The organism is Rhizobium sp. EC-SD404 (genome assembly GCF_902498825.1).
Classification (GTDB): Bacteria; Pseudomonadota; Alphaproteobacteria; order Rhizobiales; family Rhizobiaceae; genus Georhizobium.
On record NZ_LR701459.1, the window covers coordinates 948499 to 968315 of the forward strand.

The following is a 19817-nucleotide window of genomic DNA, read 5'->3' on the forward strand; positions in this document are numbered from 1 at the left end:
GCCGATCTCGGATAGACGCGTGACAACAAAGGTTCAACTGGTCCCCGATGCTTTCCGATCCTTGGTTCTACGCCGCCGCGATACCGTCTGTCCTGCTGGTCGGCCTTTCGAAGGGCGGACTCGGCGGCGCGATGGCGTTGCTCGGGGTGCCGTTGATGTCGCTCGTCGTCCCGCCTGTCCAGGCTGCGGCGATCCTTCTGCCGATCCTGATCGTCATGGATATGGTGGGTCTGTGGTCATGGCGCCATCACAGCGATCGCATGACCCTGAAGATCATGCTGCCCGGCGCCCTGCTCGGAATCGGCATCGCCTGGATGACGGCCGCCTTCGTCACCGATGCCATGATCAAGCTTTTGGTCGGGGTCGTGGCGCTGGTCTTCGCCCTCGACTATGCCCGCCGCTCCTGGCAGTTGCGTGGCGGTTTGCCATCGGGCGAACGGCCGCACAACCGCGTGAAGGGTGCATTCTGGGGCACCGTCTCGGGATTCACCAGTTTCATTTCCCATGCCGGCGGCCCGCCCTACCAGGTCTATGCTCTGGCGCTGCGCCAGGAGCCGCGGACCTATGTCGGCACGAGTGTGCGGTTCTTTGCCGTGGTCAACGCCGTCAAGGTCGTGCCCTATCTGGCGCTCGGGCAGTTCGACGCGTCCAATCTGCAGGCGTCGCTCGTCCTGTTGCCGCTGGCGCCGATCGCCACCCTTGCGGGCGCCGCGATCGTGCGCCGCATCCGGGCCGAACGCTTCTACCCGTTCATGTACGGGATGGTGTTTCTCGCTTCGCTCAAGCTGATCTGGGACGGCCTCAGCGGCCTCCTCGCTTGATCGCGGCGACTTTCTCAATATCGTGTGCCACAGCCGTGCGGGGAGCACGGCCGAAGGGGAGGACAGACGTCAATGAGCGGCAGTGCCTATGAGACCGATCTCGATCGAAACCCGGCCAATTACCAGCCATTGACGCCCATCGCGCATCTCGCGCGCGCTGCCTATGTCCATCCCGATCACATCGCCATCATCCATGGCGCCATGAAAATGGATTACAGGACTTTCTACGAGCGCTCGCGCAAGCTCGCTTCCGCACTTCAGGCAGCCGGCATCAAGCGCTTGGACACCGTGTCGGTGATGCTGTCGAACACGCCGGCGATGTTGGAAGCCCACCACGGCGTGCCGATGTCGGGCGGCGTCCTGCATTCGATCAACACCCGGCTGGATGCGGCCATCGTCGCCTTTCAGCTCGATCATGCCGACAGCAAGGTGCTGATCGTCGACCGGGAATTTTCGGGTTTGGTCGCCGAAGCCCTGAAGCTCGCCACCGTGCAACCGACGATCATCGACTATGACGATCCGAACTATCCGGCCGATGCGCCGGCGCCCAAAGGCGAGCGCATCGGAACGATCGACTACGAAGAGTTTTTGCAGGCGGGTGACCCCGATCATCACTGGGCCGGCCCGGAAGACGAGTGGGATTCATTGTCGCTGAATTACACATCCGGAACCACCGGAAACCCCAAGGGCGTCGTCTACCACCACCGCGGCGCCGCGCTGATGGGCTATTCCAACGTCGTCGCCTCGGGCATGGGCAAGCATCCCGTCTATCTCTGGACGCTGCCGATGTTTCACTGCAACGGCTGGTGCTTCCCTTGGACGCTGGGCGTGGTGGCGGGGACCCATGTCTGCCTGCGCTGGGTGCGCGCGAAGGCGATGTACGATGCGATCGCGGACCATGGCGTCACGCATCTATGCGGCGCGCCGATCGTCATGTCGACGCTGATCAACGCGCCCGAGGAAGACAAACGCGATTTTCCGCAGACGGTTTCCTTCAACACGGCCGCTGCGCCACCGCCGGAGCAGGTTCTGTCAGGCATGGCGGATGCAGGCTTTGAGGTCGTGCACCTTTACGGGCTTACCGAAACCTATGGTCCGGCAGTCGTCAACGAGTGGAAGGGCGACTGGGACGATCTGGAGCCGAAGGCGCGCACCACGAAGAAAGCGCGCCAGGGCGTGCGCTACAACGCGCTCGAGGATCTGGCCGTCATCGATCCATCCACCATGGAACGCGTGCCGTCCGATGGCGAGACGCTGGGGGAGGTGATGTTTCGCGGAAACATCGTCATGAAAGGCTATCTCAAGAACCGCAAGGCAAGCGACGAAGCCTTTGCCGGCGGCTGGTTCCACTCCGGCGATCTCGGGGTCATGCATCCGGACGGCTATATCCAGCTCAAGGACCGCTCGAAGGACATCATCATCTCCGGCGGAGAGAATATCTCGTCGATCGAAGTGGAAGATGCGCTCTATCGGCATCCGGCCGTGCAGGCGGTGGCCGTCGTGGCCCGTCCGGATGACAAATGGGGTGAAACGCCCTGCGCATTCGTCGAGCTCAGGGCCGGCCGCACAGCAACGGAAGAAGAACTGATCGAGCATTGCCGGCAGCATCTTGCGCGCTTCAAATGCCCGAGAAGCATCGTTTTCGGTGAGGTGCCGAAGACATCGACCGGCAAGATTCAGAAATTCGTTCTGCGGGATCGCGCCAAGAAGCTTTGATCTGCATGTGAGAGCGAGCATCGACGAAGTAAAAACGCTGCGAACATCTTCGCTGCAGTGCACAAAATCGCTTGCCCGAAAACCGGCTTTGACTTAGCGTCAGGCCATGCCGACCCTGGATCCGTTCGCAGCCATTGCCGATCCGAATCGCCGCCATCTGCTGGAGGAGCTTCGCCGTGCGCCTCAGACGGTGAATGAGTTGGCCAAAGGTCTCCCGATCAGCCGGCCCGCCGTCTCTCAGCACCTCAAGGCGCTTCTGGACAGCGGACTGGTCGTGGTGAAGCCGCAGGGAACGCGGCGGATTTACGCGATCGACACTTCAGGCTTCATGCGCCTGAACATTTGGCTCGACCAGTTCTGGGCTTGAGCCCGTATCGCGTGATCCTTCTGTGAAGCGGATGATGAGCCTAGTGGCTTATCTTTGCCTGTAACCGCTCGATCTCATCTTTGAGACGCAACTTCTGGCGCTTGAGTTCGACTATCGTCTGTTCTTTTCCGGAAGGTCTGGTCCTCTCGGCGTGAAGCTGTTCCTCCAGGGAACCATGCTTCTGCTTCAGTGTTGCGAGATGAGCCTCAACGGTCATGTACAACTTCCTTCCTTCGGTTTTCGACGCCCGATCTGGGATGCGAGCGCCGGTTGCGGAAACGGGAAGTGTGCCATGGGAAATGTGGATTGTCGAAGGTGATTTCATGACCATTGATAACTTCCCGTTACGCCCGAATGTGTGGTACGAGCCTCCCCGAAAATGCACTGTGGTTGCTGCCAAAAGCGCGGCTTTTCCGGTGTCGAGTGGGGAAGGGCATGTCCGATCAGGATCAAAGTGAACTGCGCCTCATGGCGGCGCGGCTGCGGCAGGAACATGAAGATTATGACGTTGCCATCAAGGCTATGATTCAGATCGGCTGCGAAGCGCTGCGCATCCAGCGCATGAAGAAGAAGAAGCTGGTCATCAAGGACCGGATCTCGCAGATCGAGGACCAGATCATTCCGGATATCATTGCGTGAGGAACAGGCCATGAGCGCCGCAGGGACGCCCGTCGCCATCATCATGGGCAGCCAGTCCGACTGGGCAACCATGCGCCACGCAGCCGAAACGCTCGATGCCCTGGAGATCGCCTATGATTCGCGCATCGTCTCCGCGCATCGGACGCCCGATCGCCTTGTCGCATTCGCCAAGGGCGCACGAGATGCAGGCTTCAAGGTCGTGATTGCCGGTGCGGGTGGCGCGGCGCACCTGCCGGGCATGACGGCTTCGATGACGCCTCTGCCCGTATTCGGCGTACCGGTCGAATCGAAGGCTCTCTCTGGACAGGACAGCCTGCTGTCGATCGTCCAGATGCCGGCCGGAATACCGGTTGGAACGCTCGCCATCGGCCGGGCCGGCGCGGTCAACGCCGCATTGATGGCAGCAGCCGTCCTCGCGCTCAACGACACTGCCCTTGCCGACCGCCTCGACGCATGGCGCCGCAATCAAACCGAGTCCGTCGCCGAACGCCCGGTCGACGATCCTCAGCCGGCCAGCGAAAGCAAGCGTTCATGAGCACCATCCATCTGCCGCTCGGCAGCACGATCGGCATTGTCGGTGGCGGCCAGCTCGGACGCATGCTTGCCATTGCGGCCGCAAGGCTCGGCTATCGCACGGTGGTGCTGGAGCCGCAGGCGGATTGCCCGGCGGCCCAGGTCGCCAATCGCCAGATCATCGGTGCCTACGACAATCTGGACGCGCTGGAGGAACTGGCGTCGTCTGCCCATGTGCTGACCTATGAATTCGAGAATGTTCCCGTCGGCGGGCTGACGCATCTGTCGCGTTCCGTACCGGTCTTTCCGCCGGTCGGCGCCCTGGAAGTGTCGCAGGACCGGCTGGCCGAGAAGCAGTTCTTCGAAAATGCCGGCATCGCCACCGCGCCTTACCGCCTCGTCGACGACCAGCAGATGCTGGAAGCGGCACTGGCTGAGTTCAACGGCGAAGGCATCCTGAAGACGCGCCGCCTTGGCTATGACGGCAAGGGGCAGCGCCGGTTCTCCAGCGACGATCTCGCCGACGACGCCTTCGCCGATCTCGGCTCCGTTCCGGCGATCCTGGAGGCAGTCGTTCCCTTCGAGCGGGAGGTGTCGGTGATCGCAGTTCGCGGCCGCGATGGTGAGATGGTGTTCTACGATCCTGCCGAGAACGTGCATCGGGACGGCATTCTAGCGACCTCGACGGTTCCGGCATCGATCTCCGACGCAACGGCGGAAGCCGCGATCGCAGCCGCTTCGGCCGTGCTCGAAAGCATCAGTTATGTCGGTGTCATCGGTATCGAATTCTTCGTGCTTGCCGACGGCCGCCTCATCGCCAACGAGATGGCGCCACGCGTTCACAATTCCGGCCACTGGACCGAGGCCGCATGCCTCATCTCGCAATTCGAGAATCATATCCGCGCGGTCGCCGGCCTGCCGCTAGGCTCCACTGCGCGCCATGGCGACTGCGAGATGTACAACCTTCTCGGTCGCGAAGTCGCCGAAATCGCGCATCTTGCAGCCGAGCCGGATGTCTCCATCCACATCTATGGCAAGGGCGAAGCGCGCGCGGGACGCAAGATGGGGCACTATACCCGGGTCAAACCGCGCCTTTGAACCGGATTTTGCGGGATTACGTGCCTGCCATCGGTTGACACGTTCCGGGGGAGGATATACACCCCGCCCAACGTTTCCGGCGCGCCTCATTGGGCGCGTTTTGATTGTGTAAAGCCCGGTCTTGCCTCAGGCAGTCGAGCGGGCCTTTTGCGGACAGAGTAAGATGAAGATCAAGAATTCGCTCAAGTCGCTGAAGACCCGTCACCGCGAGAACCGTCTGGTTCGTCGCAAGGGCCGGGTCTACATCATCAACAAGCAGAACCCGCGCTTCAAGGCCCGTCAGGGCTGATTGAGCGGCGCTCCTTCGTGGAGCGGTTGTATTGCTGTTGAAAAATCAGAGGGCCCGCGGCTGACGCTTGCGGGTCCTCACGATATTTTGCGATTGCAAATCGGAGGGTCTGTTCTACCCTCTTCTTATGCAACGCACCATTTCCGTTCGAACCGCTCTGCTCGCTGCGACATTGGTCGCTCTGCCGTCAGCGCTCGCCTGGGCGCAGGACGAGACAGGTCCAGCCGCGGACACTCCTGGAATCGCTCAACCCGCGCCCCCTCAGACGGCCGCTCTGACCGATGAGACCAGCGAAGCTGATCCATTGGATGGGCTTTTCGCCAACCTGAAGCGCGTGAGCGACCCGGCCGAAGGAAGACGGATCGTCGGCGAGATCTGGGCCGAATGGGGCGATTCCGGCAGCGCCACGGTCAATGTCCTGATGCAATGGGCGACCGAAGCGATGGAGGACGAACGCTACGGCACTGCGCTGGATCTGCTCGATCAGGTCACCGTGCTGAAGCCTGAATTCCCCGAGGGGTTCAACAAGCGGGCCACGCTGCATTTCATGATGGATGATCATGCCAAGTCGCTGGCCGATATCCATCGCGTACTGTCGCTCGAGCCCCGCCATTTCGGCGCCCTGTCGGGCATGGCCGCAATCATGGCGGAAGCCGGCAACGATCGGCTGGCACTGCGCGCCTATGAGCGTGTTCTGGAGCTCTACCCCTCCGACCGCAACGCGCAAGGCAAGCTGGTCGAGATCGAGGACAAGATCGAAGGCGATCCCGTGTGAGGCGACAAATCAAAACTTAGAGGGACTGAGCGACTCCCGGAAAAGCGAGAGTCCTCTAAGCGGCGGATGATTGCCGATCGTTCGTGCCGGGCTCCGCTGGAGCTTCCACATTGGCGCGCGGATCGAGATGAATGCCCTGCTGGGTCGCCACGCGAATCGATGGGAGCGTCTTGAACGCCTCCTTGTCGGCGTCCGGGACCGCAGCACGACGGCGCGATCTCAAGATAGCATAGACCGCGATCGACAGATGCGAGACGAGCGTGACGGCGAAGATCGCATGCGGCCCGCCGGCATCCATTGCCGGGCCTCCGATCGTCGGCCCGACGATCGTCCCGATGCCGTAAAGCAGCAGCAGACTGCCCGACACCTTCACGAAATCCTCCGACCTGGCGAAGTCGTTCGCGTGGGCAACGGCGATTGGGTAGAGCGTATAGGACGCGGCGCCGTAGAGCGCGATCAGCACGAAGAGGATGGTGATGTCGCTGGCGACCGTCACCAGCATCAGAATGCCGACGATGCCGGCGAGTGCAGCGACCGCGGCAAGCACATAGCGGCGATCCACGCGGTCCGAGAGGCGGCCGGCCGGAAACTGGGCTACGGCACCCGCAAAGATCGTCACGCTCATCAGGGATGCGACGGCGCCTTCCGCAAGGCCGACTTGTGCGGCAAACACCGGGCCAAGCGTGCCGAACGCACCGTTGGCGACGCCGATCAGGAAGATCGAAACGCAGGCGACCGGCGAATTCCGGTATAGCCCTTTGAGGTCGAGGCGGACTTCCCTGAGTGGCGAGGGGCTGACGGCGGTGGAGATCGCGGTCGGCAACAATGCCATGCAGTAGAGAATGCCGGCGATCATGAAAAATGTCGGCGTGGAAATGTCGCCGGCGGCGATCGACATCTGCCCGGCGACGATCGCGACATAGGTGATCGTCATGTAGAGCGAGAACACCATGCCGCGGCTGTCATTGGTCGAACGCTCGTTCAGCCAGCTTTCGATGACCATGAAGACGGCAGCCATGGAAAAGCCCGTCAGCGCGCGCAGCAGAATCCAGGCGATCGGGTCGACGAAGAGGCCGGTGAGCAAGGCGACGATCGCAGCGCCGGCCGCAAAGGCTGAAAACGCCCGCACATGGCCGATTCGCTTCACCAGACGCGGCGCGAGCAAGCAGCCGAGCACGAAGCCGCTGGCCCAGGACGTGCCCAAAAGACCGAGGCTGGCGGAGGAAAAACCTTCCATCGAGCCCCGCATGGGCAGCAAAAGGCCGTGAAGACCATTGCCGGCAAGCAGAAAGGCCGTACCCAGGAGAAGGGCGAAGATGGGTAGCAGGTTGCGGGCCATCACTGCGTCCGTCATCCGTTCCGATAGCAGCCGGATACAGAACTTCGCCGTTGAGGAAAACCCACTGCGTATAAAAAGGCGCCGCGGTTGACCCGCACGGGGGCTGCTTTATGGCTGGGTGCCACAGCGGTGGCCCAAATCTGGATTCGTTTTTAGACGGGCCGGTTGCAGAGCTTCAAACGGTTAGAGCGACCCGTCTGCGCCCCTGCGGACGCGAAGCGCTCTGATTGAGGAGACGATACATGTCGAAGGCGATCTCGATTCTGCTCCTGCTGGCGATGATCGTCCACATCATCCGTCCACTCGGGCTACCCGGCCTCAAACGCCGCAAGGATTTCTGGAAGATCGCGGTGGTGGCGCTCGCCGTCACGATGGCGACGGTGCTTATTCGCCCAACATAGCGATGCTGGGCTCCGGCGTTTCCGCTTCGACGTCGCGGACTGGAAAGAGGCCTTGGGAGCGGCGCGTTTCCGAGTCGATGATCACGCCTGCCACCAGGTCCGCCCAATAGCCGTAGCCCTTGGCGCTGGCATGGAAGCCGTCGATGGCGAAACCCTCGCGATCATGGGCGGTCAGGCGGGGAGCTGCGATCGTGAAGCGCTCCCGGCAAAGTTGATGGCCGAGCTCGTTGACCATCGCGACGCGTAGCTCGAGGATTTGACCAAGCAGTTTTGGTAGGGCCGGCACCGTGCGCATGTCGATGATCGGCGACCAGATGAGCGTCGCATCGGGCCATTTGGCATGCAGCGCAAACAGCATCCCACCAAACCCGTCGTCGAACCGCCGCCGTGGGACGAAATCCTTCATGTCGTTGGTGCCGGCCAACACCAGAATGTGCGTGAAGGGCTCGCGCCTGATGTTTGGAATGACATGGTCGCGCAGTTCCTCGGTTGTGGCCGAGTTGGCGCCGATCGTGCGCCACTTCACCGAAGCGTCGAAATGCTCCGAAAGCCGTGCGGCAAGCTTGGGCGCCAAGGTCTCGTCCATGTGATCGGCGCCGACGCCGGCTGCAGACGAATCGCCCATGACGAGAACGTGGAAGCGAGGCTCCGACTGTGGCCCGACCTGCCCGGCAGTGCGTCCAGGCGGCGGCGACAGACGCGGCGTCCGCCGGCGGACGCCGAACGCCTGCGCGACCGCAATGGGCGAAAGCAGCCAGCTGAGAAGGCCGTTGTACCGATAACGCATCCCGATTCTGTCTCACAAAAAGAAACCGCCCGCCACCCTCGGCGGGGGCGGCGGACGGTCACATCATGCGTTGCACAATCGGAACGTTGGGCTTGCTGACGGCCTGACCGGTCAGGCGGCTGTTTCCAGCTCGCGCTTCCAGTTGCCGATCGCGGCCAGGCCGTTCATCTCGGCGCGGTGGCTGAAGGCGCGCTGGCCGGCAGCAACGTTCTCCGAGCGTCCGCCCCAGGCCTTCAGTGCTGCCGCCTGCAGGGCGCGACCATAGGAGAAGGTCACCGGCCAAGGCAGATCCTGGCTGGCATTCATTGCGGACAGGTGGGCCGTCGCCTCTTCGTCCGACTGACCGCCCGAAAGGAAGGCGATGCCGGCGACGTCGCTCGGCACGTTGGCCTTGAGGCACTTCACGGTCTTCTCGGCGACTTCCTCGACGGAGGCCTTGCGGGCGTTCTTGCCGTCGATGACCATGTTGGGCTTCAGCACCATGCCGTCGAGCGCCACGCGGGCAAGTTCGAGTTCGGCGAACACGGCTTTCAACACCGCGTCGGTCACTTCGTAGCAACGGTCGATCGAATGATCGCCAGGCTTGCCGTCCATCAGGATTTCCGGCTCGACGATCGGCACGATACCGGCTTCCTGGCAAAGCGCCGCATAGCGTGCCAGCGTATGCGCATTGGCATGGATCGCACCCTGTGTCGGCAGATCGTTCGCAATCGCGATCACGCCGCGCCATTTGGCAAAGCGCGCGCCGATCTCGTAATACTCGGCAAGCCGTTCGCGCAGGCCATCGAGGCCATCGGTGACCGTTTCGCCCGGGTAGCCGGCCAAAGGCTTGGCGCCCATGTCGACTTTGATGCCGGGCACGGCGCCGGCGTTGCGGATGACCTCGACGAGCGGTGTGCCATCGGCGGCTTTCTGGCGCAGCGTTTCATCATAGAGAATGACGCCCGAGATGTGCTGGCTCATCGCCGGTTCGGCACGGAACAGCATCTCGCGGTAATCGCGGCGGGCATCTTCAGTGGAGGTGAGGCCGATCGTGTCGAACCGCTTCTTGATGGTGCCCGACGACTCGTCTGCAGCAAGAATGCCCTTGCCCCGAGCCACCATCGCAGCCGCAATATCCTGAAGCTTTTCAACCATTCCAGACGTCTCCTGTTCGAACTGGCTAAGCCGTTAGCAGACTAGTCCCGACGAGGAAATGACACCCAAAACGCCTGAAACGATTGAAAAAAATTCAATCGTTTAAAAAATCGCCTTTAAACTTTGAGAGCCGAAACGCCCGGCAAATCCTTGCCTTCCATCCACTCGAGGAAAGCACCGCCTGCCGTCGACACGTAGGTGAAGTCGTCGGCCACTTCCGCTTGGTTCAACGCCGCGACCGTATCGCCTCCGCCGGCGACGGAAACAAGCTTCCCAGCGCGCGTGCGCTCGGCGGCGTGGCGCGCAGCGCTGACCGTCGCCTTGTGGAACGGCTCGATCTCGAATGCGCCGAGGGGGCCGTTCCAGACGAGCGTCTTCGCACGGTCGATCCAGCCATTGATCGTCTCGACCGAGCGCGGACCCACATCGAGGATCATCGCGTCGGCCGGCACATTGGCGATGTCGACGATCTCGCTGGCAGCACCGGCCTTGAACTCGCGCGCGACGACGGCATCGACGGGCAGCACGATAGCGCAGCCGGAAGAGGCAGCCTCGATCATGATCTGCTTGGCGGTCGCCGCAAGATCGTGCTCGCAGAGCGATTTGCCGACATCGGTGCCACGAGCCGCGAGAAACGTGTTGGCCATGCCGCCGCCGATGACGAGCGCATCGACTTGTCTCACGAGGTTCATCAGGAGGTCGAGCTTTGTCGACACCTTAGCGCCGCCGACGATCGCCACGACCGGCTTTTCGGGATTGCCGAGGCCTTTTTCCAGCGCCTTCAGCTCCGCTTCCATCGTCCGGCCGGCATAGGCCGGAAGGCGGTGCGCCAGGCCCTCGGTCGATGCATGCGCGCGGTGTGCGGCCGAGAAGGCATCATTGACGTAGATGTCGCCAAGCGCTGCCAGCTTGTCGGCAAAGGCGCCGTCATTGGCTTCTTCGCCGGCATAGAACCGCGTGTTCTCCATCAACATCACATCGCCATTGTCCATCTTGCCAATGGCCTTCTGCATGGCTTCGCCGACGCAGTCCGGGGCGAACACCACGTCGTGGTCAAGCAGTTCTTCCAGGGCGTGAGCAACCGAGGCGAGCGACATGTCCTCCACCCGCTTGCCCTTGGGTCGGCCGAAATGGGCGAGCAGGATGACCTTCGCGCCCTTGCCGGACAGTTCCTCGATCGTCGGCAGCACCCGTTCGATGCGGGTCATGTCGCTGACATAGCCGTCTTCCATCGGCACGTTGAGATCCACCCGGACCAGAACGCGTTTGCCCGAAACATCGGTGAGATCGTCGAGAGTGCGAAAGGCCGGCATCGTGAATTCCCCTTGTGTGGCGCGGGAGACAATACAAATGCCCTGCGCGGACGCAAGTCGAACCATCGGCCGCCCCCAGCGCTAATCGCTTGCGGTCTGCCGCTCGCTGGTTGTGGCTTGTTGTTGCTGGTCGTCCGCGGCCTCCATCGCCGGCGTGAGCGACGATGGAGGAGGGCCGAGAGGCGTCTTGGCCACCGGTTGCCGGCGCCTCACGCGTTGTCTCAGCAGCGTCGCTATTTCACGTGCCGACAGGAAAACGGGGATGTTCGGCCGGTTTCCTTCCGGATCGAGCGAGAGGCCGGCACTTGTGATCCGGCCCTGGTCGTCCACATCGCGCACGATGATCTCGACATTCTTGAGCACGACACGGTCACCGAACTCTGCCTTGCCGCCGAGCCGCCTCGTCAGCAACGCGTCGATGCTGAGATCCATCTCGTCCTTCGCGAGCCCGATATCGTAGGCCGCATGCAGGTCCTTGGCTGGACGATGGGGATCGATCGTGAACTCGCCGAAGAATTCGGCGTCGTCGGATTGGACCGGCAGAGGGCTGGCGAAAAGTCGGTCGAGCAGGCGTGGATAGCGCGACGAGATGAAGAGATAGACATAGTCGCCCGCCTGAAGCCTTCCCGCATATTGATAGCGCATGGACTTGCCATCGCGAATGACGAGCGACGGTCGCGCCCAGCGCGGTATGCGCTCGCCAGTCGCCACCGGGCTGTCAGGCACGACGCGATAGGCAAGAAGCTCATGCAGGGCGGTGCCCGGTAGTTCCAGCTCGACCTTGTCGACCGGGCCGATCCGCGCGGGAACCACGAGCCCCAGGCGACGGGCGAGGGGATTGATGGTCCACCCCTGCACGACCAGCGACACGAGCACGATGATGAAGGCGGCGTTGAAGAACGTCGTGGCGTTTTCGAGATTGCCGAGCAGCGGCAAAATCGCGAGCAGGATGGAGACCGCGCCGCGCAAGCCCACCCACGACACGAACGCCGTTTCCTCCCGCTTGTAGTTGAAGGGCAGAAGCGTGAGCCACACCGCAAGCGGCCGGGCGATGAAGATCAGGAAGAAGGCCATGGCGATCGCCGGGATCGCGATGGCCGGAAATTGCGACGGTGTGGCTAAGAGCCCCAGAAGCAGGAACATCAGGATCTGTGCCAGCCATGTCATGCCGTCCTGGAAGCGCTTCAACGTCGGTGCCGAGCGTATCTGCCGGTTGCCCGCATAGAGACCGGCGACATAGACGGCGAGGAAGCCTGATCCACCGGCAACTCCGGTTGCGGAAAAGACGAGCAACGACAGGGCGATGACGAAGATCGGCGTCAGCCCTCGCTCCAGGTTGAGGCGGTTGACGAGGCTGACGATGATCATCCCGCCGATGAAGCCGGCCAGCAGGCCGACGCCCATCTGCAGTCCGAAATTGATCAGGAGATCGACTCCCATCTCGCCGAGCGGCGTTCCGTTGGCGATCAGTTCGACGAGCGTGATGGTGAGGAAGATCGCCATCGGGTCGTTCGAACTGGATTCGATTTCGAGCGTCGATCGAACCTTTTCACGGATGTTGATGCCGCCGATGCGAAGCAGGAAGAAGACGGCGGCCGCATCCGTCGAACCGACGATGGAACCGAAGAGAAGCGCTTCAAGCCAAGTGAAGTCGAAGACGAAGCGGGCGGCGAGCGCAAACAGAAGGGTCGTCAGCAACACGCCGAGCGTCGCCAGCGCAATCGCCGGCGCGGCCGCTTGCCTGAAGGACTGGATTGAGGTTCCGAAACCGGAATCGAACAGGATGATCGCCAGCGCGAGCGAGCCGATGAAATAGGCCGCAGACGCGTTGCTGAAATTGATCCCGAGCCCGTCGACGCCGGCCACGAGGCCGATGCAGAGGAAGAGCAACAGAAGCGGCGCGCCGAAGCGAAAGGCAAGAAGGCTCGAAAAGGCCGATATGAGAACCAGAAGCGTCCCGATAAGAATGACGAGATACATCGCTTCAAGCATCATGCGTTCGGGTCTCCAGCATGGTCATCCAATCCATGGACCGGCCGGAAACGACGCTGGGCTCCGCCTGATGGGAAACGGTCCAGGGCCGTCAGTACGGCTCGGAACCACGTGAGGTCGGCGCTGCATGGCAGCGCTTCTTAATCGAAACGCTTTGTCTATCCTCGCTGCAATGGCCTGGCCAAAATCATGGCCCGATGCTGTTGCCGGAGGTGTCGATTGCGATGCGACAGTCCCTCGTATTGGTGGAAAGCGAGCCTGACTGAACTGACAGGTCACAAAACCCATCTAAGAATGCAAAACGCCCGAAAAAAGGTCGGGCGCTTCGATTTCTATAACTTTTGACATATCCGGCGATGTGCCGGGCAGAGCTGGCTCAGGTCAGATGAGCTTGCCCATGGCAACCGCCGTGTCGGACATGCGGTTGGAGAAGCCCCACTCGTTGTCGTACCAGGTGAGGATGCGGCACATCGTGCCTTCCATCACCTTCGTCTGGTCCATGTGGAAGACCGACGAATGCGGATCGTGGTTGAAGTCGGTCGAAACGAGCGGCTCGTCGGTATAGCCGAGAATGCCCTTCAGCTCGCCATCGGCGGCGCTGCGGATCGCATCGTTGATTTCCTGGACCGACGTCGCACGTTTGGCGATGAAGGTCAGGTCGACGACCGAGACGTTCGGCGTCGGCACGCGGATCGCGACGCCATCGAGCTTGCCGTTGAGTTCCGGCAGGACGAGACCAACAGCCTTTGCAGCACCGGTCGATGTCGGGATCATCGAGAGCGCTGCGGCACGGGCGCGGTAGAGATCCTTGTGCATCGTGTCGAGCGTCGGCTGATCACCCGTATAGGAGTGGATCGTCGTCATGAAGCCCTTCTCGATACCGATGGCCTTGTCGAGGACGTAGGCGACCGGGGAGAGGCAGTTGGTGGTGCAGGATGCGTTGGAGACGACGAGGTCGTCCTTCGTCAGCGCATCGTGGTTCACGCCAAACACGATCGTCTTGTCGGCACCGGTGGCCGGGGCGGAGACGAGCACGCGCTTGGAGCCGTTTTCGAGGTGAAGCGCAGCTTTCGGCCGATCGGTGAAGATGCCGGTGCATTCCATCGCGATGTCGACGTCGCCCCAGGGCAGTTCCTTGGGATCGCGGATCGCCGTCACCTTGATCGGGCCGCGGCCGACATCAATCGTGTCGCCATTGACCGTCACGGTGCCCGGGAAACGGCCGTGGACGCTATCGTAGCGCACCAGATGCGCATTGGTCTCGACCGGTCCGAGATCGTTGATGGCGATGACTTCAATATCGGTGCGGCCGGACTCGACGATGGCCCGCAGGACGTTGCGGCCGATCCGCCCAAAACCGTTGATGGCGACTTTCACTGTCATGACACTTCCTCTTCCGCTTGAAGCCCGACTGGAAACGGGCCTTCGTATCTGGCCGGCGAATTAGTTATCGGCGTGCAGCCGAGCTTCGGCCGCTGCGACGATCGCGTCGGCCGTAATGCCGAAATGCTTGTAAAGCTCCTGATAGGGGCCCGATGCACCGAAGCCGTGCATCCCGATAAAGACGCCGTCGGAGCCGATGAACGCATCCCAACCCTGGCGGATGCCGGCTTCCACCGCGACCTTGACCTTGGACTGGCCGATGATCGCCGCGCGGTATTCTTCGGTCTGCTCCTCGAAGAGCTCGAAGCAGGGCACGGACACGACGCGGGTTGCGTGTCCCATGCCATCGAGGCGCGTCTTGGCTTCCAGCGCGATTTCAACTTCCGAGCCCGACGCGAAAATCGTCACGTCCGCGTCCGATGCCGGCGCGAGGTCGTAGGCGCCGAACGAGCAGAGATTGTCCTCGACATGGTCGGTGCGAACCGTCGGCAGGTTCTGGCGCGTGAGCGCAAGGCCGGACGGCTTGTTTTCGCTTTCGAGCGCCAGCTGCCAGCACTCGGCCGTCTCAACCGCGTCGGCGGGACGGAACATCTGGAAGTTCGGAATCGCACGCAGCGCCGCGACATGTTCCACGGGCTGGTGGGTCGGGCCGTCTTCGCCAAGGCCGATCGAATCGTGGGTCAGCACATGGATGACGCGGATGCCCATCAGCGCTGCCAGACGGATCGCCGGACGCGAATAGTCGGAGAACACGAGGAACGTGCCGCCATAGGGAATGAGGCCGCCATGCAGCGCGATGCCGTTCATGGCCGAAGCCATGCCGTGCTCGCGAATGCCGTAGTGCAGGTAGCGGCCGGAAAAATCGTCGGGCGTGATCGGCTTGGTCTGGCTGGTCTTGGTGTTGTTCGAACCCGTCAGGTCGGCCGAGCCGCCCAGCGTCTCGGGCAGGGCGCCGTTGATCACTTCCAGCACCATTTCGGAGGCCTTGCGGGTGGCGACCTTCGGTTTGTCGGTGGCAAGCTTCTTCTTGTAGCCCTCGATTGCCGGTTCGAACGCGCCTGCCAGTTCACCGCGGAAGCGACGTTCGAAGGTGGAGCGGATCTCGGCGTCCTTGGCGGCAAGCCGGTCTTCCCACGCCTTGCGCTCCTTGTTGGAACGCAGGCCCGCAAGACGCCACGCGTCGAGTATGTCCGAGGGGACGACGAACGCCTCGTCGCTCCAGCCAAGCTGGGTGCGGGTGAGGGCGATCTCGTCCGCGCCGAGCGGCGAGCCGTGGGCCTTTGAACTGCCGGCCTTGTTGGGCGAGCCGTAACCGATCGTCGTCTTGCAGGCGATGAAGGTCGGGCGTTCGCTCTTCTGCGCCTCTTCGATAGCGCGGCCGATCGCATCGGGATCGTGGCCGTCGACGGCAAGTGTATGCCAGCCCGAAGCGGCGAAGCGCTTCACCTGGTCGGTCGAGTCCGAAAGGCTGACGGCGCCGTCGATCGAGATGCCGTTATCGTCCCAAAGAACGATCAGCTTGTTCAGCTTGAGATGGCCGGCAAGCGAAATAGCCTCCTGGCTGATACCCTCCATGAGGCAGCCATCGCCGACCAGCGCGTAGGTGTAATGGTCCTGAAGATCGGAGCCGAATTCGGCTTCGAGCTTGCGCTCGGCGATCGCCATACCAACCGCATTGGCGAGACCCTGGCCGAGCGGGCCGGTCGTCGTCTCGATGCCGGCGGCATGGCCGTATTCCGGGTGGCCGGCAGTCGGCGAACCGAGCTGACGGAAGTTCTCGATGTCGGAAATGTCGATGTCTTCATAACCGGTCAGATAGAGCAGCGAATAGAGCAGCATCGAACCGTGGCCGGCCGAAAGAACGAACCGGTCGCGATCGGGCCAGTTCGGGTTCTTCGGATCGAACGAGAGATAGCGGGTAAACAGGACCGTCGCGATGTCGGCTGCGCCCATGGGCAATCCGGGGTGACCGGAATTGGCTTTCTCGACCGCATCGATCGAAAGAAAGCGGATCGCATTGGCCATGCTGTTGTGCTTGTCGCGTGAGGTCATTGGTTCTCTGCTTCGTTGACGAAAAAGCGGGCTCCCCCGAAGGCGCGTGACACATAGCAGTTGGCCGTGTTGAGTCAATCAAACTGCGGCCAAACTGCGGGCTCCGTGCATTCTCACCCGCCTGATCGGTACGATCGATGCCCGGCATGCAGGAGGATAGATGCGTGAATTGCGGTTAGAGGATTGGATTTGCGGGGGAGAACGTCTGCACCCTTGATTGACGCTCGGTTGGCGCGACGCCTAAACTCGAAGGCCTAAACGTCGGGAACCGCTATGATTCGAAGCGTCCAGGCGTTGCGGAGTGTGGGGAGCCATGACGAGCGAGTCCGAGGTTGGTGCGGCGTTGGAACGACTGCGGCGGGCCCTGGCGGGTTTGGACGATGCGATCGAGCATCGCTTCGAGCATGAACAGGACTTCGGCGCCGCCGAAGCGGAAGTTGCCCGCATGAATGCCGATCGGTCGCGTCTGGCACAGGACCTCGACAAGGCCGAAGATCGCGCGAACCGGTTGGAAGAAGCCAATCGCGAAGTCTCCCGCCGTCTGGTCACGTCGATGGAAACCATCCGAGCGGTTCTCGATCGATGAATGCGGTTTTGGTCTGTCGTTCGCCCGAACTTGGCGGCGACTGCCGAACGAAGGGGCGCCGGCAATGTCACAGGTGACGGTCAATATCGATGGCAAGGCCTATCGCATGGCGTGCGAGGAGGGCCAGGAAGAGCACCTGACGACCCTCGCCACGCGGTTCGATCGCTACGTCTCGCACCTCAAGAACCAATTCGGAGAAATAGGGGATCTGCGGCTCACCGTCATGTCGGCCATCATGGTGATGGACGAACTGTCCGAGAACGAGCGCACGATCCAATCCCTGCGCGGCGAACTCGAAACCCTGCGCAAAACCCGCGACGCGGCACTCGCCCGGTCGGAAACCGCCGACCAGCAACTGGCACTCGCCCTGAACGAGGTGACCGATCATGTCGAGAAGCTTTCGGAGCGCCTGACAGCCCGCTGAGGCAGCTTATTTATGTGCGCTCGTGATGGCGAGCCACTGGCTAAAACCAACGGCTCGACATATATTGAGAATGCGGTCTGCGCTTCTCGACAGGAACAACATTCCCCGGGGCCATACGCGATCCAAGGGAGCTGTCCCTGATTGAACCCGTGGGTTCGGTTATACGGCACCCACCTACTTTGTAGGTACCCGGGATCGTAAAACTCCATCGGTCGCCGTGGATCGCGCTTTTCTCTTTTCGATCCCTACAATTTCCCTCATGGAATGCTGCTGTCGTCCTTGATCAGCCCAAGTCGGACCGCCTTGGTCACGGCATCCATCAGGTTCATTGCACCCAATTCCCCTTCGGCTCCGTTCAGAGCGTCCAGAACGGCCTGCAGCGATATCCCGTCTTCTGCGGCAATGTCCTCTGCAGTCTGGCCGCGTGCGATGCGGCTCAGATAACCCGCTTCAATTTCCGAAAGCATTCCTTCACCAGTCTCCGCTGCCCCCACGCCCCGGCAACTGAAGATGCCGAAAGCGACCGACGCGCATAAAAAACGGCGTCGGCTGAAGATTGTGCTGTCCGGCGGCCATCAATTTGCATTGTGTTTTAGCGATGTCGACTTATCAGAACGGATAGTCTGGCCGATCATCCCCCTATGGTTGCAAGATGACGGCGCTTGGATGGGCAATGAGACGGAGGATCGGGCGATATGAACATGACCGCGAGCGCTGCGAACAAAGCCGATCTTCGACGACGGGCCCTGGCGCATCGGGATGCCATGTCGATCGAGACACGCATCGAAGCCAGCATCGCGATAGCCGAATTCGGTCGAACTTTGATCGATCTGCCGGATGGTGCGATCGTGTCGGGCTTTTCCCCGATCCGATCGGAAGTCGACATTCGCCCGCTGATGGCGGATCTGCGGGATCGAGGCGCACGCATCTGCGTGCCGGCGATCCTCAGCCGCGAGGAAATCGTCTTTCGCGAATTATTGCGCAACGCGCCACTGGTCGACACCGGGTTCGGCACCGTCGGTCCCGGCCCGGATGCCGAAGTGCTCGATCCGAACGTCATGCTCGTGCCGCTGGCAGCGTTCGACAGCAGGGGCCATCGGCTCGGTTACGGTGCCGGTCATTATGACCGCGCGATCGCAAGATTGCATGAAAAGGGGCTGAAGCCGCGCCTGATCGGCATCGCTTTCGACAGCCAGCGTGTCGACCTGGTACCGGACGAGCCGCATGACGTTCAGCTTGACGCCATCCTCACCGAGACCGGCTTGCACGCAGCGAAGCCTCAGGTATAGAGGCCCACCATGAGGCTACTCTTTCTTGGCGACATGGTCGGGCGCAGCGGGCGCACGGCTGTCTATGAACGTCTTCCCGCACTGATTTCGGATTTCCGGCTCGATTTCGTCATCGTCAATGGCGAGAACGCTGCCGGCGGATTTGGCGTGACAGAGGAGATCCTTCTGCAGACGCTGCAGGCCGGTGCAGACGTGATGACGACCGGCAACCACGTCTGGGACCAGCGCGAAGCCATCGAATTCTGCGAGCGCCAGGAACGGTTTCTCCGCCCCGCCAATTTTCCGGCGGGCACACCCGGCCGCGGTGCCAATCTCTACCGTTCCCGCAGTGGCGCCCAGGTGCTCGTCGCCAACATCATGGGCCGCGTCTTCATGCATCCTGACCTCGACGATCCGTTCCAGTCGGCAGAGGCGATCCTGTCGGCTTGTCCGCTCGGCGAGCAGGCGGATGCGGTCATCTTCGATTTTCATGCGGAAGCGACCAGCGAGAAGCAGTGCTTTGGCCATTTCGTCGATGGACGGGCCAGTCTGGTCGTCGGCACTCATACGCATGTGCCCACCGCCGATTGCCAGATCCTCAATGGCGGCACCGCCTATATGTCCGACGCCGGTATGTGCGGGGACTACGATTCCTCGCTCGGCATGGACAAGGAAGAGCCGCTCAACCGGTTTCTGTCCAAGATGCCGAAAGGCCGCTTCGAAGCAGCTGCGGGGGAGGCGACGATCTGCGGGGTCGCGGTGGAGATTTCCGATCGCACCGGACTTGCTGAAAAGGTGGCGCCGCTGCGCTTGGGGCCGCGTCTGGCCGAAACCGTTCCGTCTTTTTGGAACGCTTGAACACATCTCTCGTTCATGAGCGTTAATTAACGTATGAACTTCGACTTCATTTCCTCACG

22 protein-coding genes and 1 other RNA gene are annotated in these 19817 nt (G+C 61.9%); 14 read left to right on the plus strand and 9 right to left on the minus strand.

Translation table 11 applies throughout. The annotated features are described in order from the left end of the window. Window positions 1-47 precede the first annotated feature (47 nt). The 3 genes from GC125_RS05460 (at window position 48) to GC125_RS05470 (ending at window position 2904) form a co-directional block, all read left to right on the plus strand. Window positions 48-821: a sulfite exporter TauE/SafE family protein gene (locus GC125_RS05460; protein ID WP_151984392.1), complete on the plus strand. Its 774-nt coding sequence runs from the start codon at window positions 48-50 to the stop codon at window positions 819-821. 72 nt (window positions 822-893) lie between these two features. Beyond that, window positions 894-2537 (plus strand): acyl-CoA synthetase, encoded by a 1644-nt coding sequence (locus GC125_RS05465; protein WP_151984394.1) that lies wholly within the window; start codon window positions 894-896, stop codon window positions 2535-2537. Window positions 2538-2643: 106 nt separating this feature from the next. Further along, complete coding sequence (locus GC125_RS05470; RefSeq protein WP_151984396.1) at window positions 2644-2904, plus strand: ArsR/SmtB family transcription factor; 261 nt, start codon at window positions 2644-2646, stop codon at window positions 2902-2904. A gap of 40 nt (window positions 2905-2944) precedes the next feature. Here GC125_RS05470 and GC125_RS05475 read toward each other — a convergent pair whose 3' ends face one another. Continuing rightward, window positions 2945-3121 (minus strand): YdcH family protein, encoded by a 177-nt coding sequence (locus GC125_RS05475; protein ID WP_151984398.1) that lies wholly within the window; start codon window positions 3119-3121, stop codon window positions 2945-2947. Window positions 3122-3339: 218 nt separating this feature from the next. Between GC125_RS05475 and GC125_RS05480 the strand changes: the two genes are divergently transcribed. The 5 genes from GC125_RS05480 to GC125_RS05500 all read left to right on the plus strand — a co-directional run bounded on the left by GC125_RS05480 (window position 3340) and on the right by GC125_RS05500 (window position 6218). After that, window positions 3340-3543, plus strand: coding sequence for a YdcH family protein (locus GC125_RS05480; protein WP_151984400.1), 204 nt, complete (start codon window positions 3340-3342; stop codon window positions 3541-3543). Window positions 3544-3553: 10 nt separating this feature from the next. Further along, complete coding sequence (gene purE / locus GC125_RS05485; protein WP_151984402.1) at window positions 3554-4078, plus strand: 5-(carboxyamino)imidazole ribonucleotide mutase; 525 nt, start codon at window positions 3554-3556, stop codon at window positions 4076-4078. Beyond that, window positions 4075-5154 carry a 5-(carboxyamino)imidazole ribonucleotide synthase gene (locus GC125_RS05490; protein WP_151984404.1) on the plus strand — a complete coding sequence of 360 codons (1080 nt, stop codon included), beginning with the start codon at window positions 4075-4077 and terminating at the stop codon, window positions 5152-5154. The genes purE and GC125_RS05490 overlap by 4 nt, the downstream gene beginning before the upstream one ends. A 163-nt stretch (window positions 5155-5317) precedes the next feature. Beyond that, window positions 5318-5443 (plus strand): type B 50S ribosomal protein L36, encoded by a 126-nt coding sequence (gene ykgO, locus GC125_RS05495; protein WP_065998194.1) that lies wholly within the window; start codon window positions 5318-5320, stop codon window positions 5441-5443. A 304-nt stretch (window positions 5444-5747) separates the two neighbouring features. Further along, window positions 5748-6218, plus strand: coding sequence for a tetratricopeptide repeat protein (locus GC125_RS05500; RefSeq protein ID WP_286165375.1), 471 nt, complete (start codon window positions 5748-5750; stop codon window positions 6216-6218). Between the two features lie 55 nt (window positions 6219-6273). On the opposite strand, the gene GC125_RS05505 is transcribed toward GC125_RS05500, so the two are convergent. Then, entirely contained in the window at window positions 6274-7557 is a 1284-nt protein-coding gene (locus GC125_RS05505) for an MFS transporter (protein ID WP_151984408.1), read from the minus strand. A 242-nt stretch (window positions 7558-7799) separates the two neighbouring features. Here GC125_RS05505 and GC125_RS19940 point away from each other — a divergent pair, with 242 nt between their 5' ends. Then, window positions 7800-7958, plus strand: coding sequence for a hypothetical protein (locus tag GC125_RS19940; RefSeq protein ID WP_164527963.1), 159 nt, complete (start codon window positions 7800-7802; stop codon window positions 7956-7958). Here GC125_RS19940 and GC125_RS05510 read toward each other — a convergent pair. From GC125_RS05510 to tkt, 6 genes are all read right to left on the minus strand, one after another. Beyond that, the gene (locus GC125_RS05510; RefSeq protein ID WP_151984410.1) at window positions 7942-8745 is read right to left on the minus strand and encodes an SGNH/GDSL hydrolase family protein; all 804 of its coding nucleotides are present in this window, start codon (window positions 8743-8745) and stop codon (window positions 7942-7944) included. The two genes, GC125_RS19940 and GC125_RS05510, sit on opposite strands and share 17 nt — an antisense overlap. 111 nt (window positions 8746-8856) lie before the next feature. Next, window positions 8857-9882 carry a class I fructose-bisphosphate aldolase gene (locus tag GC125_RS05515; protein ID WP_151984412.1) on the minus strand — a complete coding sequence of 342 codons (1026 nt, stop codon included), beginning with the start codon at window positions 9880-9882 and terminating at the stop codon, window positions 8857-8859. Window positions 9883-9998: 116 nt separating this feature from the next. Then, entirely contained in the window at window positions 9999-11195 is a 1197-nt protein-coding gene (locus GC125_RS05520) for a phosphoglycerate kinase (protein ID WP_151984414.1), read from the minus strand. Window positions 11196-11276: 81 nt separating this feature from the next. Beyond that, the gene (locus tag GC125_RS05525) at window positions 11277-13190 is read right to left on the minus strand and encodes a potassium/proton antiporter (RefSeq protein WP_199864461.1); all 1914 of its coding nucleotides are present in this window, start codon (window positions 13188-13190) and stop codon (window positions 11277-11279) included. Between the two features lie 378 nt (window positions 13191-13568). Further along, window positions 13569-14570, minus strand: coding sequence for a type I glyceraldehyde-3-phosphate dehydrogenase (gap, locus tag GC125_RS05530; protein WP_151984416.1), 1002 nt, complete (start codon window positions 14568-14570; stop codon window positions 13569-13571). A 60-nt stretch (window positions 14571-14630) separates the two neighbouring features. Next, window positions 14631-16622 carry a transketolase gene (gene tkt, locus GC125_RS05535; RefSeq protein ID WP_151984418.1) on the minus strand — a complete coding sequence of 664 codons (1992 nt, stop codon included), beginning with the start codon at window positions 16620-16622 and terminating at the stop codon, window positions 14631-14633. 313 nt (window positions 16623-16935) lie between these two features. Between tkt and GC125_RS05540 the strand changes: the two genes are divergently transcribed. The 3 genes from GC125_RS05540 to ssrS all read left to right on the plus strand — a co-directional run bounded on the left by GC125_RS05540 (window position 16936) and on the right by ssrS (window position 17860). After that, on the plus strand, window positions 16936-17208 hold the full coding sequence (locus GC125_RS05540) for a DUF4164 domain-containing protein (protein ID WP_126011793.1): 273 nt from the start codon (window positions 16936-16938) through the stop codon (window positions 17206-17208). 64 nt (window positions 17209-17272) lie between these two features. Next, entirely contained in the window at window positions 17273-17632 is a 360-nt protein-coding gene (locus GC125_RS05545) for a cell division protein ZapA (RefSeq protein ID WP_151984420.1), read from the plus strand. 71 nt (window positions 17633-17703) lie between these two features. Beyond that, a non-coding RNA gene (gene ssrS, locus GC125_RS05550) (6S RNA) lies at window positions 17704-17860 on the plus strand. Window positions 17861-17889: 29 nt separating this feature from the next. Here ssrS and GC125_RS05555 read toward each other — a convergent pair. Beyond that, window positions 17890-18099 carry a helix-turn-helix domain-containing protein gene (locus GC125_RS05555; protein ID WP_151984422.1) on the minus strand — a complete coding sequence of 70 codons (210 nt, stop codon included), beginning with the start codon at window positions 18097-18099 and terminating at the stop codon, window positions 17890-17892. A 234-nt stretch (window positions 18100-18333) separates the two neighbouring features. Between GC125_RS05555 and GC125_RS05560 the strand changes: the two genes are divergently transcribed. Together GC125_RS05560 and GC125_RS05565 are read left to right on the plus strand one after the other, a co-directional pair. Continuing rightward, window positions 18334-18921 carry a 5-formyltetrahydrofolate cyclo-ligase gene (locus GC125_RS05560; protein ID WP_151987597.1) on the plus strand — a complete coding sequence of 196 codons (588 nt, stop codon included), beginning with the start codon at window positions 18334-18336 and terminating at the stop codon, window positions 18919-18921. Between the two features lie 9 nt (window positions 18922-18930). Then, window positions 18931-19758, plus strand: coding sequence for a TIGR00282 family metallophosphoesterase (locus GC125_RS05565; protein WP_151984424.1), 828 nt, complete (start codon window positions 18931-18933; stop codon window positions 19756-19758). Window positions 19759-19817: the final 59 nt, after the last annotated feature.